The 21,334-nt window shown below is 42.5% G+C and carries 14 protein-coding genes; 9 read left to right on the top strand and 5 right to left on the bottom strand.

The window, feature by feature from the left end:
• The first annotated feature begins 4 nt into the window (after nucleotides 1-4).
• The 9 genes from B0I18_RS22560 to B0I18_RS22515 all read left to right on the top strand — a co-directional run bounded on the left by B0I18_RS22560 (nucleotide 5) and on the right by B0I18_RS22515 (nucleotide 13,893).
• Nucleotides 5-1,072, top strand: coding sequence for a response regulator (locus B0I18_RS22560; RefSeq protein WP_106525034.1), 1,068 nt, complete (start codon nucleotides 5-7; stop codon nucleotides 1,070-1,072).
• Nucleotides 1,073-2,220: 1,148 nt separating this feature from the next.
• Nucleotides 2,221-2,589 carry a BlaI/MecI/CopY family transcriptional regulator gene (locus B0I18_RS22555; RefSeq protein WP_106525033.1) on the top strand — a complete coding sequence of 123 codons (369 nt, stop codon included), beginning with the start codon at nucleotides 2,221-2,223 and terminating at the stop codon, nucleotides 2,587-2,589.
• Between the two features lie 27 nt (nucleotides 2,590-2,616).
• Nucleotides 2,617-4,029, top strand: coding sequence for a M56 family metallopeptidase (locus B0I18_RS22550; protein WP_106525032.1), 1,413 nt, complete (start codon nucleotides 2,617-2,619; stop codon nucleotides 4,027-4,029).
• 701 nt (nucleotides 4,030-4,730) lie between these two features.
• Nucleotides 4,731-8,588 (top strand): SIR2 family protein, encoded by a 3,858-nt coding sequence (locus B0I18_RS22540; protein ID WP_106525030.1) that lies wholly within the window; start codon nucleotides 4,731-4,733, stop codon nucleotides 8,586-8,588.
• A 560-nt stretch (nucleotides 8,589-9,148) separates the two neighbouring features.
• Entirely contained in the window at nucleotides 9,149-9,478 is a 330-nt protein-coding gene (locus tag B0I18_RS22535) for an ArsR/SmtB family transcription factor (protein ID WP_106525029.1), read from the top strand.
• A 51-nt stretch (nucleotides 9,479-9,529) separates the two neighbouring features.
• Nucleotides 9,530-10,372 carry an arsenite methyltransferase gene (locus tag B0I18_RS22530; RefSeq protein ID WP_106525028.1) on the top strand — a complete coding sequence of 281 codons (843 nt, stop codon included), beginning with the start codon at nucleotides 9,530-9,532 and terminating at the stop codon, nucleotides 10,370-10,372.
• 28 nt (nucleotides 10,373-10,400) lie between these two features.
• Nucleotides 10,401-11,474, top strand: a complete 1,074-nt coding sequence (arsB, locus tag B0I18_RS22525) for an ACR3 family arsenite efflux transporter (protein ID WP_106525027.1) — start codon at nucleotides 10,401-10,403, stop codon at nucleotides 11,472-11,474.
• Between the two features lie 2 nt (nucleotides 11,475-11,476).
• Nucleotides 11,477-12,238: a metallophosphoesterase family protein gene (locus tag B0I18_RS22520; protein ID WP_106525026.1), complete on the top strand. Its 762-nt coding sequence runs from the start codon at nucleotides 11,477-11,479 to the stop codon at nucleotides 12,236-12,238.
• Nucleotides 12,239-12,945: 707 nt separating this feature from the next.
• The gene (locus tag B0I18_RS22515; protein WP_146146849.1) at nucleotides 12,946-13,893 is read left to right on the top strand and encodes a hypothetical protein; all 948 of its coding nucleotides are present in this window, start codon (nucleotides 12,946-12,948) and stop codon (nucleotides 13,891-13,893) included.
• Between the two features lie 95 nt (nucleotides 13,894-13,988).
• On the opposite strand, the gene B0I18_RS22510 is transcribed toward B0I18_RS22515, so the two are convergent.
• The 5 genes from B0I18_RS22510 to B0I18_RS22490 form a co-directional block, all read right to left on the bottom strand.
• Entirely contained in the window at nucleotides 13,989-15,392 is a 1,404-nt protein-coding gene (locus tag B0I18_RS22510; RefSeq protein ID WP_106525024.1) for a tail fiber domain-containing protein, read from the bottom strand.
• A gap of 135 nt (nucleotides 15,393-15,527) precedes the next feature.
• Nucleotides 15,528-16,262 (bottom strand): LytR/AlgR family response regulator transcription factor, encoded by a 735-nt coding sequence (locus tag B0I18_RS22505; protein WP_106525023.1) that lies wholly within the window; start codon nucleotides 16,260-16,262, stop codon nucleotides 15,528-15,530.
• A 2-nt stretch (nucleotides 16,263-16,264) separates the two neighbouring features.
• Nucleotides 16,265-19,162, bottom strand: a complete 2,898-nt coding sequence (locus B0I18_RS22500; RefSeq protein ID WP_181358585.1) for a sensor histidine kinase — start codon at nucleotides 19,160-19,162, stop codon at nucleotides 16,265-16,267.
• A gap of 203 nt (nucleotides 19,163-19,365) precedes the next feature.
• Nucleotides 19,366-20,064 carry a DUF1826 domain-containing protein gene (locus tag B0I18_RS22495; RefSeq protein WP_106525021.1) on the bottom strand — a complete coding sequence of 233 codons (699 nt, stop codon included), beginning with the start codon at nucleotides 20,062-20,064 and terminating at the stop codon, nucleotides 19,366-19,368.
• Between the two features lie 240 nt (nucleotides 20,065-20,304).
• Nucleotides 20,305-20,757: a hypothetical protein gene (locus B0I18_RS22490; protein ID WP_106525020.1), complete on the bottom strand. Its 453-nt coding sequence runs from the start codon at nucleotides 20,755-20,757 to the stop codon at nucleotides 20,305-20,307.
• Between the last annotated feature and the right edge of the window lie 577 nt (nucleotides 20,758-21,334).

Raw genomic sequence — 21,334 nt, 5'->3', positions numbered from 1 at the left:
TCAAATGATCAATAAAGAGGAAACCCTGTCAGTCTTAATTATTGAAGACCAAGATGCAAAAGCTGCAAAAATCTTTTCTTTGATACAAGTTTTAGCACCAAAAGCTGCTATCACGCATGTTAAAGATCAAGTCACCGCTCAGGTAAAATTGCAGGAAGCTTTTTATGATTTAGTAATACTTGATATTCAATTGCCATTAAGGTTCGATGAGTTTGATTTAGACTTGAATGGTGGCGAACACATACTTCAAGATCTTTCAATAAGTGATGAATATATCCAACCGCACAAAATAATTGCGTTAACAGAGTTCCAGGATTCAGTCATTCAATTACGAGAAACCTTTCCTGAAATAGGTGTAGTTCAGTTTGATAATACTTCATTGAAATGGCAGAACACATTGGAACGAACTATTAAAGGAATGCTTAAGGGAAAAGCTCAAGTCAAGAAGATAGTCTATTGTGAAGGAGATAATGCCAGTCTGTACAATTTAGTTCGTATTCCCGGCCTTGAATTTTGGCCATTAAAGGATTCACGAGCAATCTACTTATCCGCTAAAAATGAACCCGATAAATATGCACTACGCGATCGCGATTTCTTAACTTCTAAGGAAATAAACATTTTAACTTCTCCGCCTTATTTTTCAAACTACGTTGTTCTAGAGTATTATTGTTTCGAAAACTATTTGTTTCATCCTGACAATATAATTTTGTGTAGATCTAGCTTTGATACGGATGAATATTTGCAGGAACTTATCAGACAAAAGAAAGAAAAATTTAACGCTATCATACAGGATTATAAGTTGTCACGCGCGGGCTACATAGATTTCACTGATAATGATAAGAAAACAATGATGCAAGATCCAGAAGTGGAAATTGTCAGTGACCTTGAAAGCGATGAACTAGAACGATTTTACAAATTTTTTGATATGGCAGGCAAAAAGGACTCTGGTTTTAAAAAGAGTTTCAATAAAGCGTATCTTGAAAAATATAATCTAACTAAACAAGAACTAGTTCAGACCTGCTGGTTCAAGGATAAAATTTCTGACCTATTTAGAAAAAAGTTCGATTTATAGATATATGATGGCAACCGTTAGGAGCTAGAAATTTCATTATTATCTGTGGAGAACTTTTCTAATCGCTCGGCCTGACTTCCTTGGGAATAGCCTTTGAGTGCCTGCTCGTCAGCGCTAACACGGATATATAAAATTGCTTTCGCCATTGCAGCTCATTCAAAACATATGCAGAAAGCAATGATGGGCATATTTAGAGGAATAGCATTTAGCATCCAATTGTGCAAACAGTGTTTGCACAATTCAGATGTATGTATTTTTTTTGTCAATTTTTCTATTTTTACTGGATAGATTATTTTATGAAAAAATGGGGCTATCTCAAAAGTCAATTTTTTGAAGATATAGTAGAATAAAATAAATAATGCTCATTCGCAACAAAACGAATGAGCATTATAGTTTAGTGGAATAATAACCATATGTATCAGTTTTTTTTAGTTTTTTTACATCTACTACAAATACTACAATGAAATAGACGGAACATAAAAAAACACTGATGGTAGTAAAAAGGCCGCATTTGCAAAATTGCAAAATGCGGCCTATAGGGTTGTCGATCGTTAGATGAATTAGATTACAGATTGTGCCATTTTTTGGATTTGTAACATTTTGTTCGATTATGATCCCGTTGGGAACCATTGGAATAGCTAGCTATACTTCGCGAGAAATGCGTGAATTACATGCAAATATCCGGTAAACTGGTTCGAACTTTGACACATTCTCCTGACGAACGAAAAGTCTTTAGCATTGCTAAAGACTTTTTTATGGGCGCATGCGCCACAAGTTTATTTGTAAAAGCAAAGCGACAATGAAAAAGCTGCACAAAGTGCAGGTGTTTCGTTCAGACTCCCCCAAAATCCTGGATCATGAAATAATCCAGTCGTCCCGACGAACAAATAAAAACTAGGCAGCAATGCTGTTTTTTTTGATAAGCGTAATTTTTAACACAGCTTGTTGTTGGTGAAAAACACCAACAACGGCGGAGAACCCTAAAGATCGTTACAACACCGATAACCGTTACTGCATCTTAACGAAAAGTACAATACAGGGCCGCCTTCATTCGGGAAACAGCATCAGCATACGTAATTTTTATGTTAACACAACTAAACATTCACGCAAACAACTTAATTTTACGTTACAAAAGCAAAAAACCAGTTATGAAATCGCTTACAAAAGCTGAAGAGCAAATCATGCAGATCATCTGGCAGAAAGAGCGTTGCCTGGTTCGTGATATCGTTGAGGCCTTAGAAACACCCATCCCACAAACCACCGTATCTTCTGTAGTGCGTATCCTGGAACGCAAAGGTTTTGTAGGGCATAAGGCCTATGGTAAGACTTACGAGTACTTTCCGCTGGTTGCCAAGCATGACTTTACAAAGAGCAGTATTAAGGCCTGGATCAATAATTATTTTGACGGTTCCCCTAAACACCTGGTTTCTTTTCTCGTTAGCGAAAATGAATTAAACCTGAAAGAGCTGGATACTTTAATGAAACAGCTGGAAACGCTGAAGAAAGACAAAAAGTGATATAACAACATTTAAACTCATTGTAGCATGGCTTATCTGCTTAAAGTAACGATTGTCTGGGCAATGCTTCTTTTACTTTTTGAACTCTTATATAAGAAGAGCAGAAGCTTCACGGTCAATCGTGTTTACCTGCTGCTGAGTATAGCTATCGGTCTGCTGCCTTTCCTTCCGGCTTCATTAATCTCCTCTTTTCCTATAGATGCTCCCCGGTACTTTTCCATTACAACCCAGCATCTACCTGCCCCATCAGGCATCATCACAACGCAAAACGTCAATTCGGTAGCACCTCCGGTAACAGAGGGCAGTTCCGGTTGGAACATCGTGCTGCTGTTACGCATGCTGTATGGTACCGGTGTTGGGTTATTGCTACTGAAATACCTGATTGAATTATTAAAGATCGCTATACTGTTGCGCAGCAATCCGGTCCGGGCAGTATATGGTCATAAGGTAATCTGTACGGGTAGGGTACATGCGCCTTATTCATTTTGGGGTTATATATTCCTCCCGGATATGGTATCAGTTCCCCCAAGGGAGCTGGGGTACATCCTACAGCATGAAGCGGCGCATCACACGAGGAAACACTGGCTGGATCTATGGATCATGCAAGTTATAACGATCATTTTCTGGTTTCATCCCTTGGTTTGGCGCTACCGCTACCTGCTGCGGCTACAGCATGAATATGAAGCCGATGCTATGGCTGCAGGGGATGATCCTTATACTTATGGCCGTTTTCTTATACAGCAAACCCTGTTGCTTGGCGCGCCTTCTGTTGCTCATTCGTTTCACTTTTCACCTATAAAAAACAGAATCAATATGCTTACAAAAATCCACAGGCTCAGGCCTGGTACCCGGAAATATCTGCTACTTATTCCCGTGCTGTTGTGCTGCGCTCTCTTGAGCGCTAAACCTTCCGACAAAACCGAAATACAAGGTAATAGAATGCGCTCCAACGGCAATGTATTGATCTGGCGGCAATCGGACACTTTATCCTATGACAAAGAGAAAGGACGGGCAGTGTTGGCGCCTGCAAATGTGAAAATAAAACCGCAGGTAATTGTTGGCATCAATAATGAACCCGTTTACCGGAATGACTACCTGCCGATGCCGGCAACATACGGCAATACGGCAACGGCTTTCGGCGACTACATCAAAGAAGAGTTTAACAAACGGCGTGCAAACACCGTGGATAGCCTCACTTATTTGGTCGATCTTAATGTTCTGGTAGATAAAAAAGGAAAGGTGGTTTATTTCCATGCGCGGTATGTAAGACCCGAGAGGGTTCAGGGACAGCAAGCGATGTGGAACGCGATGTATATCGGTGACACGAACGCAGATAATCTTGTGGGCAAGATTATTGCTGACAGCCCACTTTGGAACCCTGCATTGAATAATGGCAAAACGGTGAACAGTTATGTAAGCGTGAGCTTCCCCGGCTGTTAGCCGTACATTAATCGCTTTAAACGAAGCTGGTTCCTGGGAAAGAGGGTGCTTTCCAACAGGCGAAAATCCATCAATCTCCAGGTCAATCCGCCGGAGTTACAATAAAGTCTTTAGCAGCGCTAAAGACTTTTTTAGGACTGAGCGCGACGTCAAAAATATTTCGAAGGTGCAGGCTGCTCCTGTTTTTATACCTGCATACCACTATTAATGGGCAGGACACTCAAAAGGCGTAGCGAGAAGCTAAGAAGAGATAAGATAATTCAGTCATCTCCTTATAAACACATCAGGCGACGCATCGAGCTGTTGTTGGTGAAAACACCAACAAGGGCGGAAAGGCACCAAAGAGGCAAGACCTATTAAATCTGCAAGTGAATTGTCATTTTCTATTTATTCGTAGTTCATTAATCCAATAGTTTTCGAAAGCTGCCTTTAAACAAAAGGGGTAATCTGTTTCGATTGATGCTACCGTCTTATTCAAATACTTATAGGGACAAGGTATTGAAGTTAACCGACTCTCACAATTCCCTCTTTCGTCCCCTTTATTTGTTAGTAAATAAACTAAAAATTCCGCCTGAAAGAATTGGTTTATAAACAATTGATTGTTCCAAGAAAGATAAAACGATATTTTTATCTCTAACTTCTGGCCAAGTATTTTATACATGAAAAAAATATCTTATTATTATGCATTCAACTAGTATGCAATGAAAAAAGACTATATAGAACAACTACAAAAACTTCGACAAAAACTCCAGGACAAAAGCCTTTCCGTACTCGTAGGGGCAGGCTTTAGCAAAAATGTTCACCCGACCCTTTTCCCTAGTTGGTGGCAGTTACTGGAGAAAATGGTATTGCGAATGAACAATACTTTATATAGCTGTGCATTCATGGAGAAAACAAAAAAAGATCCCGAATCCGCTAAAGAGGATTATTCTAGATTTTGTAGCGAACAAGTAAACCAATACATAGAGCAAACAGGCTACCTAAATGTAGTTTCGAATTATATTAGAAAGATGGGTTTTAGGGAAACTGTCGATGTCTACATAGAGGAAAATACACCGTTAGCAGTTCGTATTGAAGGTAAACCTTTTCTAAAAATAAAAGAGAATGGGCAATTCAGCGAGACAGCAATAAGTGAGAGCGACTTAGAACTTCATTCACAACTTATCCGGCTACCTTGGAGTAATATATATACCACAAACTACGACAACTTGTTAGAATTCTGCATTGATATCGAAACGGCTGATGGGCTAAAACTACAGCTTAAAAAATTGGATGAAGAAATACAGGATTTGTTAAACGAAATTCCCGCTCTGGAAATTGAGTTTAAGGATTTGGAGGAAAAACTTAATGCACAAGAGTTGGGAAGAAGCAGTCAATATGACGTTGATATTGAGTTAAGAAAGTCAAGAAATTCTACTGGACATCATTTAGAATTAAAAAAAGTCAGGCAGAAGAGCTTGATCGAAAAAAAATCAACGATCGAAGCAGCACTTAACGAATGCTATAACATAGTCAAACATTCATCTGATTTAGCTCTAAAAAGAAATAGAAACATAATCAAGCTTCATGGTTCCCTGCCCGAATCTGAAAATGAATTGTTTGAATTCGATAACGAATTTAATAAACGGTATATCATATCAAACGAAGACTATGAAGGCTATCCGCAGCACCACGAAGCTTTCACTCAGCTCATGAGAATATCACTGTTGCAGGGAAACTTTTGCCTTATAGGGTTTTCAGGTGACGATCCTAACTTTTTAGCTTGGGTATCGTGGATCAGAACTGTAGTAACGCGGAAAAATAGCAGAGATAACGATGATATTAAAATCTATTTAATAGACGCCAGAGCCACGAAAGCACCGGATGCACACAAAGAGCAGTTTTATAAAAATCACAGTATTGCATACATACCTTTAAGTTCACCTGTTTGCATTGAATTCTTAGAGTCTGCATCCGGCAAGCCTATCAACGCTAACAACGTCAAATCAATACTAAAATCGTTTATTGATTACCTAAGCGACATACCTGTTATTGATATACCTAAAGTGTCTTACGAATTATTAGGGAGGGAGCAATACGAATCCTACATGGACTTGTTCGAAAACAGGGCAGCTCACTCTTCGTTCGAAGATGTACTAAAGGTTTGCGAAAACTATCATGAACTTGAATATCTAAAGAGATTTAGTAGAATTCCCGCTTTCCACAATTCAAACAATTTCTCCAAGATTGATTTCTTACTAAGAATAGGCGATTACTTTAAATCGGCTATTAAAGAAAAAAAAGAATTTCAAACTAACTTCTTAAAACTTGTATGTCTGGTTTTAAATGACCTATTTCTACCGTATTCATGTGTAATATCTAACGAAGAATTTGCTTTACTGAAATCAAAAGCCAAAGCTATTTCCCCAGAATTATATTATCATTTTCTCAAGCAAGAAATAAAAGATGCTATTTGGCGGTGTGATGGTCAAACTGTAAAAAAGATACATCAGGTATGCTCAAGACTAACGCTGGAAATTTATGAGCGTGACAAGCCATTTCTTTTAGCCTTAAATGACGTAACAAGTATGCGTTTCAGTTCCTTAAAAACTATTGCAGATACGATTCAACAGGAAGATGAAAATGTAATAGCTCTTACCGCCTATTGGAGTATTGTTGACCGGGAAAAGGCTCTCAAATTCATTCGATCTCAAAAATTCGATTTGGTTCAAGAAGAGCTTTATGCATTGGAAATAGAGCGGGTATTGCGTGGTTTTGATAACGACAAGCGGTTATATGAAAGGCTAGAACAGCTAAAATTTCATGGTTTAAGAAGGCTTGCAGACAACCAGGATTATGTGTTGTCGCAAAAAAATAAACGAACACACAAAGTTGATACGTATAGCGCTGACGATTATATCGACGGCTTAATTTTAGGTGGAGATTCAGAAAAAGAGGCACTTTGTATCCAAATGTTAGGAATGATGCTTGAAACGGGATTGCCTTTTTCAAGGGATGGCGGCTATCTTCGACATAGAGATGATATCTATCCAATTTTAAAAACAGTGCTCAAACGGTTTCCTATGCCAGTGCTGTATTTTGCTTTGCAGTACAATGATTCTAAGTTTATAAAGCGAATTGGTCAGGATTACGCATTTACAGATGATCTAGGAACAAGTAATCTAGTTATTTTTGAAAGTTTGGCCAAGTCTTACTTCGACGATTATACTCCCTGGTATTATAAAAGTAATATCCTTATATTTTTAAGCCAATTTATTATTAGCCTTCCCCCCTCTACATGGGAACAATTTTTCCTATCAGTCTGGAATGAAAAAAAACAAAACGGAGCATTGTTTATTAGAGATCGAGAAGATGATTTTACATTTATCGAATCCTCAATCCGATTTATTCAAGATCGTGGTATAATTAAATTGGTACTTTACGACTGCTTGGAACAGGCAAAAGACTTTTCACATATAGAGGGGTGTACTCAGTGTCTATTTTTATTGAATAAGAACGCCGCATATACAGTTTTGAAAATTAAGAAGACTGAAAAAAAAATATCAAACTACATAAACTATTTTATCCAATTAATTGAGAAACAACCGCATTGTCTCCGTCTTCTCGGAAATATTAACGAGCATCTGACAGTTGAACAAAAAAAGACAATTCAGGCATCATTGGGGAAGCTGACCTTCTCAAAACTCAACAATTCGAATCTTTGGATGCTAGTGGCGTTTTACGGTAAAGGAAATAAGCCACTTTATAAAAAGCTCGTTCATGAATTAATAAAAAGTCCAATGCTATGGCAAACCGGAATCAGCACTGACGAAAAAGGCAGGCGAATTTTGACTTTGGGGCTCGACTTCATCTCACTTCGACGATTGATGAAAGGGGGAAGCGAAGATATTAATCAAGCCTTTACCAGAAAGAAAATTCTAACCATTTATCACAAACTCAAAGTCAGCGTAGAGCAGATGAAACTTCTTCCGATAGATCGTATTAATGGCTTCAATTCATTATTACGGGAAATGCGCTGGTTTCTTGATGCTGAAAACAATGTTTTACGTTCTGACCCTAATTTTAAGGATATCGTAGATACAGTCGAAACCCTATCCGGAATAACTCCTGAGCCAGACGACTTGGTACCCTTGATCATGTCATCATCGTTATCAGACATTAATAACAGTATATCTACCTTATCTAGAGAATTTTATGATAATGGCAATTTTGATAAATATACTGCAATTTTAAATCTAGCCGTCAATAAAGTTCTACTTAAGCATGGGCCAGGAATAATCCTATTGCTAGAATATTTAAATATTTGGTGTCGCGATTTTGGTACGAAGTCAATTTTCAGAAATTTAGCTGGAAGTATACTTCAAATTTTGAATAGCTATCGATTGAGTTATCCACCAGATCTATATATTCCAAAGCTAGAGGTGCATTTAATATGTCTTGCTTCAACATTAAAAAAATGGGATTATGAGTCAGAGAGTATTTCACACTTTCTTTCTCTTTTGAAGTCAAGTCGATTCAACAACATTAGGTACAATTTGAAGGCGAAATTGAGTTCATAGTAAATCGCTTTATGGCATTTTGTAGTAACGTCTACAGCGCTTCAGGAAACAATAAACGGTCTTCGTGACATTCAGCAGAGCTATTAAATATAAACGTCAACGATAGAAATGATACCGAGAATTTTTTATTTCAAGTTAAAGGCGCCAATCTAGGCAATAGCTCAAGGTCATCAATCTTTAAATATTTGAATTTCAGCCATGTCAATTTCAAATTAGTTCGAACTTTGACACGTTCGTCGGACGCATGCGTCACAAATTTATTTGTAAAAGCAAAGCGCCCATAAAGAGGATCAAGCAGAATTTCTGGGGGTATTAAAAATTGAGCCTGAAGATCTGTTCCTGTGTTACTAATTAAGAGAAATAAATAGGGCGTGTTTTTTTAAGCTATCCGGGATAAATAAATATACTACAATACCCGGTCCTGGCGGGGGAATGTGATCCTGTGAAAGTCATTTTTGCTTCGCTGCGGGCAACTGGTTTCGACACAAAAATTTTACCTTAAAAAAATTATTGCTGACTTTTCGATATTAATCGTAATATTGCAATCAAAGGAGCGAATCATGGGTGCTACTAAAAGCGATTTATTTACAAAGAAACAGAATGACCTTGCAAATATGGCCAAGGCGCTGGCGCATCCTGCCCGCATTGCTATTTTGCAGGAGTTGATCAAACTGAACGCCTGTGTGTGCGGCGACCTGGTTACGGAGCTCGGTCTGGCACAGCCAACCATTTCTCAGCACCTGAAAGAACTGAAAAATGCAGGTCTGATCCAGGGAACCATTGAAGGCACCAGTGTTTGCTATTGTATCAATCCCAAAGTCTGGAACGAGTATAAGCAGATCCTTTCCGGGTTCTTCGTGGAAGTAAAATTGAAGTCAGACTGCTGTTAAAAAATTTACCTTAATTAATCGTAATATCGCAATAAACAAATAAATAGTCAAATGAACAACGACCAGGAATTAAAAGAACTTGTCCGTCAACAATACAGCAGGATCGCTTTGCAGGACAAAGACACCAACGCCAGCTCCTGCTGTGGTGCTGGTGGTTGCAGCACCGAAGTGTACAACATCATGAGTGACGATTATACCCAAATGGAGGGGTACAATGCGGACGCGGATTTAGGCCTGGGCTGTGGCTTGCCTACAGCATATGCGCGCATGAAAGAAGGCGATACCGTAATAGACCTTGGCAGCGGCGCAGGCAATGACTGCTTTATCGCCCGTTCTGTAGTTGGTGAAAAAGGCCGGGTAATCGGCATTGACTTCACCGAAGCCATGATCGACAAGGCAAGGGGCAATGTTGCGCAACTCGGCTATAATAATGTTGAGTTCCGCCAGGGTGATATTGAGCAAATGCCCGTGATGGCCAATGTTGCCGACGTGATCGTAAGCAATTGTGTGTTGAACCTTGTTCCCAATAAAGACGGTGTTTTTAAAGAGATTTACCGCGTTCTTAAGCCAGGTGGTCATTTCAGCATTTCAGATGTGGTCTTGGCCGGCGATCTGCCGGAGCAGTTGAAGCATGCCGCTGAAATGTACGCTGGCTGTATTTCCGGCGCCATCCAGCGGGAAGACTACCTGAACCTTATACACCAGAACGGCTTTACAAATATCACCGTACAAAAGCAAAAGCCGGTTATCATTCCCGACGATATATTGAGCAACTATCTTTCAGCGGAAGAAATCGAAGCATTCAAGCAAAGCAAGGCCGGCATCTTCAGCATTACCGTTTATGCCATGAAACCTGAAGCCGCCTGCTGTACACCCGGCTCCGGCTGTTGCTGACCCTCAAACATTTAATAAGATCAATAACATGAGCGCAAACAACTGTAACCCGGCCAATGAGCGGAAAAAGCTGGGCTTCCTCGACCGCTACCTGACCCTGTGGATATTCCTTGCAATGGCAACCGGGGTAGCGATTGGCTATTGCATCCCCTCATCGTCAGGCTTTATCAATTCGTTCCAGTCCGGAACAACGAATATTCCTATTGCGATAGGCCTGATCCTGATGATGTACCCGCCATTGGCAAAGGTGAAGTACGAACAGTTAGGCCAGGTATTTAAAAACACGAAAATACTTTCTCTCTCGCTGGTGATGAACTGGCTGATCGGCCCTGTATTGATGTTCCTGCTGTCGGTTATATTCCTGCGGGATAAGCCGGAATATATGGTAGGCCTTATTATGATCGGGATTGCGCGTTGTATCGCCATGGTCATCGTATGGAACGAACTTGCAGCAGGAAACCGGGAGTATGCCGCAGGGCTTGTGGCATTCAACAGTATCTTCCAGGTGGTTTTCTACAGCCTTTTTGCATGGCTCTTTGTCAAAGTCCTGCCGCCTTATTTCGGGCTGAACGGGGTGGACATCGATATCAGCATTCAGCAAATTGCAGAGAGCGTGTTCATCTACCTGGGCATCCCTTTTATAGCGGGCTTTCTAAGCCGGTATGCCCTGATCCGCGCCAAAGGAAGGACATGGTATGAGCACAAGTTTATCCCGAAGATCAGCCCCTTTACATTGATCGCATTGTTATTTACCATTGTTGTGATGTTCAGCCTGAAAGGTAAGCTGATCGTTGATATACCGTTTGATGTGGTCAGGATTGCGCTGCCGCTTGTGATCTACTTTGCGATCATGTTCCTGGTTACCTTCCTTTTAGGCAGGTATGCGGGCGCTGATTATGCGCAGAATGCCGCCTTATCCTTTACCGCAGCGGGCAATAACTTCGAGCTGGCGATCGCGGTTGCCATCGGTGTATTCGGGATCAATTCAGGTCAGGCTTTTGCCGGGGTGATCGGGCCCTTGGTTGAAGTGCCTGCGCTTATTGCCCTGGTCAATGTCGCTTTCTATCTCAAAAGGAAATTATATAAAACGCAAACTGCATAAACATGAAAATTGCGCTCTTTAGCGATATCCACGCAAACCTGCCTGCATTGGAAGCCTGTCTGGCAGACATCGACAGCCGCAAGCCGGACGCCATTTATTGCCTCGGCGACCTGGTAGGTTATAATATCTGGCCGAACGAAGTCATCAATATGATCAGGCAGCGGGGCATCCCGACGATTGCCGGCAATTATGATTTCGGTATCGGCCGTACAAGTGACGATTGTGGCTGCGCCTATAAAACCGATGAAGAAAAGGCAATGGGCAAGGTATCGATCTCTTACACTAATGAAATCGTGCAGCCGGAGGAACGCGCTTATTTACGGACACTTCCGGCACATATAAAAGTTGAATTCCAGTTGAACGAAGACAAATTTAATCTGCTTTTGGTGCATGGTAGCCCGCGCAGGATCAATGAATATTTATTTGAAGACCGGGACGAAAAAAGCATGTTGCGGATCATGGAACAGGCCGATGCCGATATCATGTGTTTCGGTCATACCCATAAGCCCTATCACAGGGTTTTAGCTTCATCGGGTACACACTACCGCCATGCTATAAATCTTGGCGCTGCCGGTAAGCCCAAAGACGGAAACCCGCAAGGCTGTTATGTAATGCTGACCATAAACGACCACAGCACAATCAAGGACAAGGACAGTATCCTCGTGGAATTTATCAGGTTTGATTATGATGTAGAAAGGGCGGCAAAAGCTGTTGAAGACAGTCCTTTGCCTGATGCCTATGCGGATATGCTGAGGAATGGATAGTTAAAATGATGTTACTCCAATTCAGTCATTAAATACAATTTCGAACTTTTACCTGTTCTCCCCGGCAAACATATAAAAGCGCTCCACATAGCGGAGGGCTTTTATGGTGTGCTTAGGGAAGCAAGCCTTGAAATATCGGAAAGCATAAGGATCAAGCGGAATTTCTGGAGGATTCTTTTTCTAAGGTCGGTCGATTGTACGGTTTGCCGGCCTATATTTAATTAAGGTCTCGCAGCGGCGCGGAGCTCGCAGCGGGCAAAAAGAAAATCCTGATATCCCCGCAATGTCTATAAGGCGCACTACGCAGTTTGTAGTGGGAATTATGAGCTATATCAATAGCTTCGCTGCGTCGCTGTATCGCTGCGAGAAAAAATGAAATTCACAGGATCACATTCACCCGCCGGGGTTTGGTATTGTCGTATATTTATCCATCCTGGTCGCTTAAGTGTTCCCTATTTATTTCCCTTAAATAAATAGTATCAGGAACACAGCTGCAGGTTCGATTTTTGATACCGCCGGAATTCCGTTTGATCCGCAGTACTTTGCTATATTAGCCACCAGTCCGAAAAACAAAACAAATGAAACAGTTCTTGACGATAGCATTTATACTGCTTTCCCTATGGGAATGTGCGGCGCAGAAGAAAAGTCAACAGCCGCTGGAACAGCCCGGAACACAGGAGACTTCGGGTATACAACCACCGCCGGTTATGCAAACCAATCCACGACCTGCGGCATCAGCTGGTACACCTGATACCATCAAAATACCCACCGGGGCAACGCCCTGTCCTTGTAACCGGATGGACCTTATATTTACCGATAATGAAAAGGCGGCTACACCATTTGCTATGCGTAGAAAAATGAAGGGGAAAATAAAAAAACTATGGACCACAGAAAAACGCGATACCACAGTCGGATATTGGGAAACACTGTCGCCGGGTGAAGTGGAAGAAACATTATTTTCACCGGCAGGCATGCTGCTGTACACAGCAACAGAAAAAATAAAACGCAACAACAGCGACATAACGCTATCCAGTAAAATAAGCTTCCAGTATGATAGCGACAACAATCCCCGGCAAGCGGACCTTTATGTTCTAAGTGCCAACCCCATTGTCTTTAAGTTTGACTATGCACCCAAAGGAAATCTTCGCAGCATATACACTGGAAAAGATACGAGCCTGGATACAAGGCAGGGCAAAGATATGACGATACACTTTAAATGCTGGCATCTGGATAAGCGTTATTATTTGCTACGCAATGTTTTTATAGCGCAGGTAAAGACAGCGCAATCGGGTTTTGTGTTTGATGATGCCGGTAATTTGATGGAAAAGGAGCAGGTGGAATACAGGACATCCAAAACCAGCAAACATACAAAAGAAAAATTCGGGTACAACGGGCAGGGAATGCTTACAAAGCATGCTTATTTAGAGCGAAACGGCGATACAAAAAGCGTCATCACTATAACCAATGACAGCTATGGAAATCCCGTAAAAGAATTATGGGGTAGTGGAGCGTATACTGCATATGAATATAAGTACGACCCGCAAGGCAATTGGATATGGAAACGGCAAACCTTTTATGAGCACAATGCTTTTTCCGGTCAACCTGAAATATCGGAACGTATAAACTTCAAAAGAACAATTGAATATTACCGGTAGTTTTCAATGCACCAATACAGATGATCCACTATTTAAATGCCATAAACGGCCGCTTGTAACAAGCGGCCGTTTATGCATTGCTTAGTTATCCACGGCTATTTAAGCACGCCCATGCGTTTACTATCTACAACCTTGCCGTCTGCCATCAACGTATACAGGTACACGCCGTTTTTCAGTTCGGATGCATAGATATTTGCGGTAACTTTTCCGCGCTGGGTAAGATCAATAACTTTTAAGGTCTTACCGTCTACCGTAGTAAATACCAGGCTGGCGGTTTTTACTTCAGAAGGAATATAACATTCGATAGTGGTAAAATCTCCAAACGGATTGGGTGTATTTTGTCCCAGCACGCTCAAATTGTTTTCAGAGAGTTTGATATTGAGCTTGCTGGTTACTTCCATTTTGTTGTCCGTACTTTGAGCAGACTGGTTCTTTACCAATGCTTTCAGCTCTTCAATCTGGTTTTGCTGCTCTTTTATCGCTTCCGTAAGCAGAGGAATTATTTCGGTATAGTTAACGCCCAGCTCGCCATCTTTATCGGCGATCACTACTTCCGGGATGATTTTTTGCAGGTCCTGCGCTATAAAACCAACGTGGGTGCCGTTATCGGCGCGTTTTTCTTTTTGGGCCTTTTCATTCCATTGGTAAGTTTTGCCTTCCAGTTGTTTTACAATAGACAGGGCATTGGTCAGGGGCTTGATATTGGCTTTAAGGTTACGGTCGGAGGTAACGATCTCGGCGAGGCAACGCGATACTCCATTAACCTCGAACAGCACCGTACCGCTGGCAGGAGGCGGAGTACTGCCCGTAAGCGCACCAGCCAGGCTGGTGTAGGCAAAGCTGCCCGTAGTACCGATACCTACACTGCCGTTGCCGTCGATGATCATTTTGACATCTGAGCCCGAAAAGCTGCCGGAACCCGATTTCCTCCAGAAATACATAATATTGTTGAACTGGGAAATGGCGCTTGCATTAGTATTAGCATCCTCTTCTAATATAAGACTGGCTGCAGCGGTACTTTGTACGCCTCTGAGTACCTGGCCAACTCCAAGATTACGGTAAAGCGTATTGTTCAGGTTGGTAACCTGGAGGGGGGCCACCGGAGCCGTGGTACCGATACCTACTTTACCGGTACTGTCCAGGACCATTTTTATATCGGAACCGGAAAAATTCCCGGCGCCGGATTTCCTCCAGAAGTACATCGTATTGTTGAACTGGGAGATGGCACTGGCGCTGGTGTTGGCATCCTCTTCGAATACAAGACCGGCCGCGGCGGTATTTTGTACGCCTCTGAGGATCTGGCCGACACCGATATTGCGGTAAAGCGTATTACCGACGTTCGAGATATGAAAGGGCGCTGCCGGCGAGGCAATACCGATACCGACTTTCCCACTGCGGGAAATATCACCGCTGGTGGTACTGCTTCCTGCCCATTGCTGGGCATGCATAGAAAAGCTCAATAACAGGGGGGCCGCTGTTAGCAATACACTTTTTTTCATAAAAAAAATTTTTGTTGGTTAGGAATGTGAATGATGACTTAAAAGTATAGCACACCACATCCCTTCAGGGTACCGGTTTTGAGAACGTCGCGGGTTTTACAGGGAACGCCGGTGGTTTTACAGGGAACGTATTGTTCAGAGCGAACTTAAAAAGGCTTCTTTACGTCTTAATGCCAGTGGCAGTCTTACTTTATTCTCCATTACCACCATATCGCCGTTCTTCTTATCAATAGCTACTACATAACGGGTATTGACGACGTACGATTTGTGTATCCTGAAAAAGCCTTTATGCTCCAGCATCTCTTCATATTCCTTTATGCCCCTGGTGCTGGCGATCTTCCTGCCATTCTGAAGATGAAAAGTGGAATAGGTATTGTTGGCTTCGATATAGAGGATCTGCGCTATCTCTATAAGGTCGGTACTGCTGCTGCCATTAATGACCAGTCTTTTTATATCGTTTGTATTGTGCAGCAAAGCAGGAATAAAATGAGCAGTACTGCGGTACCTGCCGCGGTTAAGATACAAGGCCGCCTTTTTTACAGCGTCCCGGAGCTCTCCTATGTTTACCGGCTTCAGGAGATAATAGAGCGCCGAAAATTTAATGGCATCTATGGAATAATGATCGAAAGCAGTAACGAATATGACTTCGAAGGGCAGCTCCTCGTACATACGTAACAGGTCGAAGCCGGTTAGCGGCGGCATGTCTACATCCAGGAAAACGATATCCGGTTTCAGCAAGGCTATCTGTGTATAGGCATCAGTAACGGACCGGCATAACTTTACGATCTCCACGTCCGGACAATAATTAGAGATCAGGACAGATAAGCTCTCCAGTCCCCGTACTTCATCATCGACTAATAGTGCTTTCATAATTAAATGGGTATAGTAATTATTGCGGTAGCGCCTTCGTTGCCCAGCGTTAATGTATAGGATCCCCTGGCGCCCCTCAGTGAATAAAGACTTAACCGGTCCCTGATCACTTTTATAGCAATAGCGTTTCCGTGAGTGGGCTTATGTAGGGTAGTGCCGTTATCCCTGATCGTGACCCGCAACAGATACTCTTCCTGCAATTCAAACCATACGCTTATACTCCCCGCCCTGTCGTTGAGGTGTGAGACGCCGTGCTTTACAGCATTCTCTAATATCGGCTGTAATAACATGGTAGGTATAGAGATATCCGCCAGATCTTCGTCAACAAGTATATGCCAGCTAACCGTAAAGGAGTGTTTAAAACGAACGGATTCCAAATGTATGTATTGCTTCAGGAAATGGAGCTCCCGTTCCAGGCTGATCATATTGTGTACGGACTGCTCCAGCATCTCCCTGATCAGGCTGCTGAATTCCGAGAGAAAATCCAGGGCCCCGGCTTCGTCCTTACCCGTAATAAAATGCTGAAGCGTATTGAGCGAATTGAACACAAAATGCGGGTTCATCTGGCTCTGCAATGATTTCAGGTTAGATTCATTCAAGCGGGCATGGAGGGTAAGGCGGTCCAGTTCCCGTTGCTTTCGCCTCCGCATCATAAAATACAGCAATGCGGTGCCGGTAGCGGCCAGCAATAATATCATAGCGCCTACAAACCACCAGGTCTTGTAATACGGAACAAGGATCGTAAAGGAATAAGGAGCTGAACTGCCTTTAATGTTGGCATAGTCCTGGTCGCAAGCGTATAATACTAACTTGTAGTTGCCGTCGCTGAGCGAATAATAATCGATCTTATCTCCTGTAATGCTGTTCTTTGCTATTAGCTTTTCGTTGCGGTACAGGCAGGCCCATATTTTAAGCCTGTCTCGCCGGGTAAAATAGATGGCCGAAAATTTTAGGGTAAGATTATTCTGACTACTTGAAAGGGTGATATCCTTTGCGGAAGGAGCACGGGTTGCCCGGCCGTTGACAGCATCCAGTGTTATGTAAACCGGGATCTGTTGGGCCGGAGGGCGGTAACCCAGATCGTCCAATATGTTTACGCCTTTGTTGGTAGCTATGTATAAGCGGTTATTGTACAGCAGCAGGTCATTGATCACATTGGAGTGCAGGCCATCGGTTTCCAGGAACTTATTGATGGGCTCAAAATGAAGACCGTTCCCGCTCCGGGTGTAGCGGATATGGTTCAGCCCCATCTGCGTCGCCACCCAAAAGCTTTCTCCTCCGGGATCGAGCAGCAATTTATTGCAGTTATTATGGGTAAGGAGGTTGCTTTTGTCAACGCGGTATTTTTTTTGTCCATCGTAGACAAAGACGCCGCCGTTGGTAACAAAGAAAAGATTACCGCCCTGGTCTTCGGTAATCTGGCTGCAGAACAAAGGCGCTTTTGCATCTAAGATAAATTCACGGAAACTGTTTATCGTATCCTGGTACCGGGTGGTGTAGTATACTTTGTTTTGTGTAGCAAACCATAAACGATACTGGTGATCTTCTAAAACGGTACGGGGCGCCAGCAAACCGTTTTTAAATAAATGCCGTACCTGTCCGCTCTTGAAATTTAGCCGGAACAGGCCATTGACGCCGTTGGCCGAGAAGAACTCGTTCTCTTTTTGCCCGGGCGTAAGTGCTTTGAAGTTGGTATTTTGCTTTTTACCGGGTATGGGAAATAAAGCCAGGGCATCATCGATCTTCCAGATGGCGCCGGGACTTACCAGGTAGCGCTGTTTGCCGTCTGTATAAAGATCATAAATGAGTTGCATTTTACTGCCGAATGCAGTTACTTGTTTTCGTGCAGCAATATCAATAATACGGAACTTGGCATCGATTGCATAAACCTTCTGTTTATGCTGAAAAAGAAAACACAGCTTTTCCGGCGCCCCGCTTTCATCCCGGTATTCCAGGATCGGCACTTGTTTGCAGGATAGCAGGCCTTTGGTGGTCACCAGGTAGAAAATATCGTTCAATGCGAAAAGTAAAGGAAAGCCATTGTAGGTTGTAGACAGCTTATACCCTGTCTTTCTGAAAAGCAACATCGTTTTATAGATCTCCAGCACATTTCCCTTATTAAAATGCGCCCATTGAAAACCGGGTAACGTATAGCGCATACTGAAAAACGGGCTGTCTAGATTTTTTCGAAAACTGTATTCCCGGTTACGGTAGTCAATAGCAGTAACCGATGTAACATCGGGATAATTGGGCTGAAAGAAGCTGCGGGAAGAAAAGGTATCGTCTTTCGAAAAGAACTTACTGTCCTTTTCCCTGTCAATGCCCATAACCCATAACTTATCCTTTTGCTGAAAGAAGTAGAACCATATAGGCATGTCAAACTTACTATACGTATGTATGGTATGGGTGTTGCTGTTGTAGGAGGCCAGTTTTTTTTGCGGGGTTACATAGTAAAGTTCATCGCCTGTCGCTGTAAGCTTGGAGCCTGGAATGATCTCCAGGTTTTGCAGATACTTGTCTTTGGTACGGTTATAGATCGCTCCCTGGTAGTAATAAGAGAGTTCCTTGCTATAACAGGAGAACCATATTCTTCCGGCAGCATCCTCATAGATAAAGGTGACTTCATTGTTAGGCAGCCCGTTTTCAATAGTAAAATATTCAAAATGCCTGCTGTCCCAGCGACATACGCCATTACGGGTAGCAAACCATATAAAGCCTTTTGTATCCTGCATGATATAATATACCTGGTCATCGGGCAAGCCCGTTTCTGCAGAAAGGGATTGGTAGGTAAGTGTCTGTCCCTCGGTAGCCGTATAGCACAGCAGTACTACAATGACCGATAGGAGCCATGAAAAAATGAAGGTGGCTTTACGCAGGACAGGTACGGGAAAACGGGACATTAACCCTGACCGGGCAGATCGCGTAGGAGGCATGTTGTTTTCATAAATGTTTCCGGGATTTTAAAAGTAAATAAATTTCATAAAAAAAATATTTTAAATGTAAATTAAAATATTTAATTTATTTATTTAACTCATTTACAATGTTATGTGAAGGGTGGGGTGCTTTGCAGCCCATCATAGCAGGAGCTATTGCCGGTTGATCATTAGCAGATCATCAGCAACCTGTTTTGCCCGGGTTGTTCCCGGGGGGCGCGGTGAATGCAGGGAAGCACCTGGCTTTGCGGATGATCAATTGCCAACCGCCACAGATGGCCAAGCCCCAGGTTTACCAGTTGTGCTCCGGGTTGCGCCTGGTAGTGGAGATCAAAGAAATGTTCGCTTAAGAATGCTTCGAAGCCTTCCTCAGGTCCATCATACAGCTTTTTGAGCGCATCCCGTATTTCGCGAATCAGTACTTTCTGCTGACCTTGTGCATTGGGTAGTATTTCACTGGACGCGCCATAGTAGGTGCATAAAAAAGTATCAACCGGTATGGGCGCCTGGTCTACATGAAATGAATAAACGTCGGTTGGGAAAAACGGGTAACTATCATCCTCGTCGTAGCACGAGATCACGTTAAGCATCGGTGATGCGCCCCGGGCTTCTAACAGCTCCCAGTCCTTCAAAAGAATTTCACGGGCCAGTTGACCCTGTTCACTCAATTGGAGCGCACGAAGCGTCTCCTGTTCAATTTTAGTTATATTTCCATTTAATGCAACCTTTGTAACGATCTCAGCAAAATCACCGGGTAACTTACGCGTCCAGCAGATCGCGTTGACAGCCCCGGTAAATGGCGTAGCAACGAGATCCTGGAAATTGGTTACATACTGAATCTGTTCTTCGGCAGGTGATAAATCGGTCATGATAGCTAATATAAAAACACATCCTTTAACGGCGAAGTACGGTAATTTTCCCTTACAGGCCTATGTCTTTAAGCAACAAAATAAATTCCGGCATTATCCGGCGCTGCCTGGTCGTAGCGGGACGCTGTAACCAGGGCCGGTGTATACTATTCGTAGCGGGACGCTACAAACAGCGTAGTCCAAACTGTTTTTCAGGCAGTCTTCAAAATACCCAGGTTAAAACCAGGTTTTGTTTTACCGCTATGCCTCTTTTTTATAAGTGAGGTTAAAGTCATGCTCCCAATTTTCACCATCTGAGGACTTTTCCCAATATCCCGAAATAATGTTTTTATCGTTGTTTATCCCGGCGGTAAAGCGCTGGATAAATTGAGGTCCATTGCGCCACATCTTCCATGTGCCATCTTCCAAACTCATTTCATATACGCGGGAAGACCGTTGATCGTCGATGTATAATACGGTGTAATGCTGCACATCTTTATCGCGGCTTATCAGCCATATTGCCCAGGGTGTTTCTTTGTTTTTTGTGCCCTGCCGCAAAATTAAAAATTCACCTTCTTCAAACCAATCAAATGATGCCGGCGCCTTAATAGTGGCTTCGGCGTCCGGTAAGAAAGACGCGTTTGATATTTCCATTTCCCATGTGCCAATAAATTGCATTAACTCTTGTAATGCCGGATTGATAGTGTTTTTCATTGAAAGATATGTTATGGATTGTTTTGATTATTCTAAATCAAAGGTAGTACGTGAAATGGCCTGAAAAGATATCAAAGGCGACTATCTTAAGGGGTGATTACGTCAAAATTATCGTTCGCAGCATTTAATTTCGATGAACTAACTATTTTGGTAATAGCGCATGCTGGTGTTGTAAGGGATCAAGCAGAATTTCTGGGGGACAAAAGCCTTATTCTTAAAACGAATCATCATTTTGCCAGATCCCTATTTATTTACTCAGCTATTCTTAGTGCCTCGCTACGAATTTACCTGGCCTGGCAGCTACTAATATTTGTAGCAGTGGAATACTTTTTTTCTCGCAGCGATACGGCGACGCAGCGAACGGTGCATATTGCCCACCAACCGCCTAGGCATGCTTTGCTCAACACCCGTTACATAGGCTGCCGGGACGTCAAGCCAGGAAATAACCGAACATACCGACCTTTAGAAAAAGGGCGTTAATAAAATGCTGCAGGACGACGTATAGAAAGAAATACAGTTCCCACAGTCTGGCCCTGTACTTTAGTTCGTTTGTCATTCCTTCGTCCAATTTTTACTA

The sequence above is a fragment of the Taibaiella chishuiensis genome (assembly GCF_003014535.1).
Lineage (GTDB): Bacteria > Bacteroidota > Bacteroidia > Chitinophagales > Chitinophagaceae > Taibaiella > Taibaiella chishuiensis.
This window is presented reverse-complemented; position numbering and strand designations above follow the sequence as displayed.

What these genes read in the sequence shown, in the direction of transcription:
- B0I18_RS22560 (WP_106525034.1), top strand. Translation starts at nt 5, where the DNA reads ATGATCAATAAAGAGGAAACCCTGTCAGTCTTAATTATTGAAGACCAA.
- B0I18_RS22555 (WP_106525033.1), top strand. Translation starts at nt 2,221, where the DNA reads ATGAAATCGCTTACAAAAGCTGAAGAGCAAATCATGCAGATCATCTGG.
- B0I18_RS22550 (WP_106525032.1), top strand. Translation starts at nt 2,617, where the DNA reads ATGGCTTATCTGCTTAAAGTAACGATTGTCTGGGCAATGCTTCTTTTA.
- B0I18_RS22540 (WP_106525030.1), top strand. Translation starts at nt 4,731, where the DNA reads ATGAAAAAAGACTATATAGAACAACTACAAAAACTTCGACAAAAACTC.
- B0I18_RS22535 (WP_106525029.1), top strand. Translation starts at nt 9,149, where the DNA reads ATGGGTGCTACTAAAAGCGATTTATTTACAAAGAAACAGAATGACCTT.
- B0I18_RS22530 (WP_106525028.1), top strand. Translation starts at nt 9,530, where the DNA reads ATGAACAACGACCAGGAATTAAAAGAACTTGTCCGTCAACAATACAGC.
- arsB (WP_106525027.1), top strand. Translation starts at nt 10,401, where the DNA reads ATGAGCGCAAACAACTGTAACCCGGCCAATGAGCGGAAAAAGCTGGGC.
- B0I18_RS22520 (WP_106525026.1), top strand. Translation starts at nt 11,477, where the DNA reads ATGAAAATTGCGCTCTTTAGCGATATCCACGCAAACCTGCCTGCATTG.
- B0I18_RS22515 (WP_146146849.1), top strand. Translation starts at nt 12,946, where the DNA reads ATGCAAACCAATCCACGACCTGCGGCATCAGCTGGTACACCTGATACC.
- B0I18_RS22510 (WP_106525024.1), bottom strand. Translation starts at nt 15,392, where the DNA reads ATGAAAAAAAGTGTATTGCTAACAGCGGCCCCCCTGTTATTGAGCTTT.
- B0I18_RS22505 (WP_106525023.1), bottom strand. Translation starts at nt 16,262, where the DNA reads ATGAAAGCACTATTAGTCGATGATGAAGTACGGGGACTGGAGAGCTTA.
- B0I18_RS22500 (WP_181358585.1), bottom strand. Translation starts at nt 19,162, where the DNA reads ATGTCCCGTTTTCCCGTACCTGTCCTGCGTAAAGCCACCTTCATTTTT.
- B0I18_RS22495 (WP_106525021.1), bottom strand. Translation starts at nt 20,064, where the DNA reads ATGACCGATTTATCACCTGCCGAAGAACAGATTCAGTATGTAACCAAT.
- B0I18_RS22490 (WP_106525020.1), bottom strand. Translation starts at nt 20,757, where the DNA reads ATGAAAAACACTATCAATCCGGCATTACAAGAGTTAATGCAATTTATT.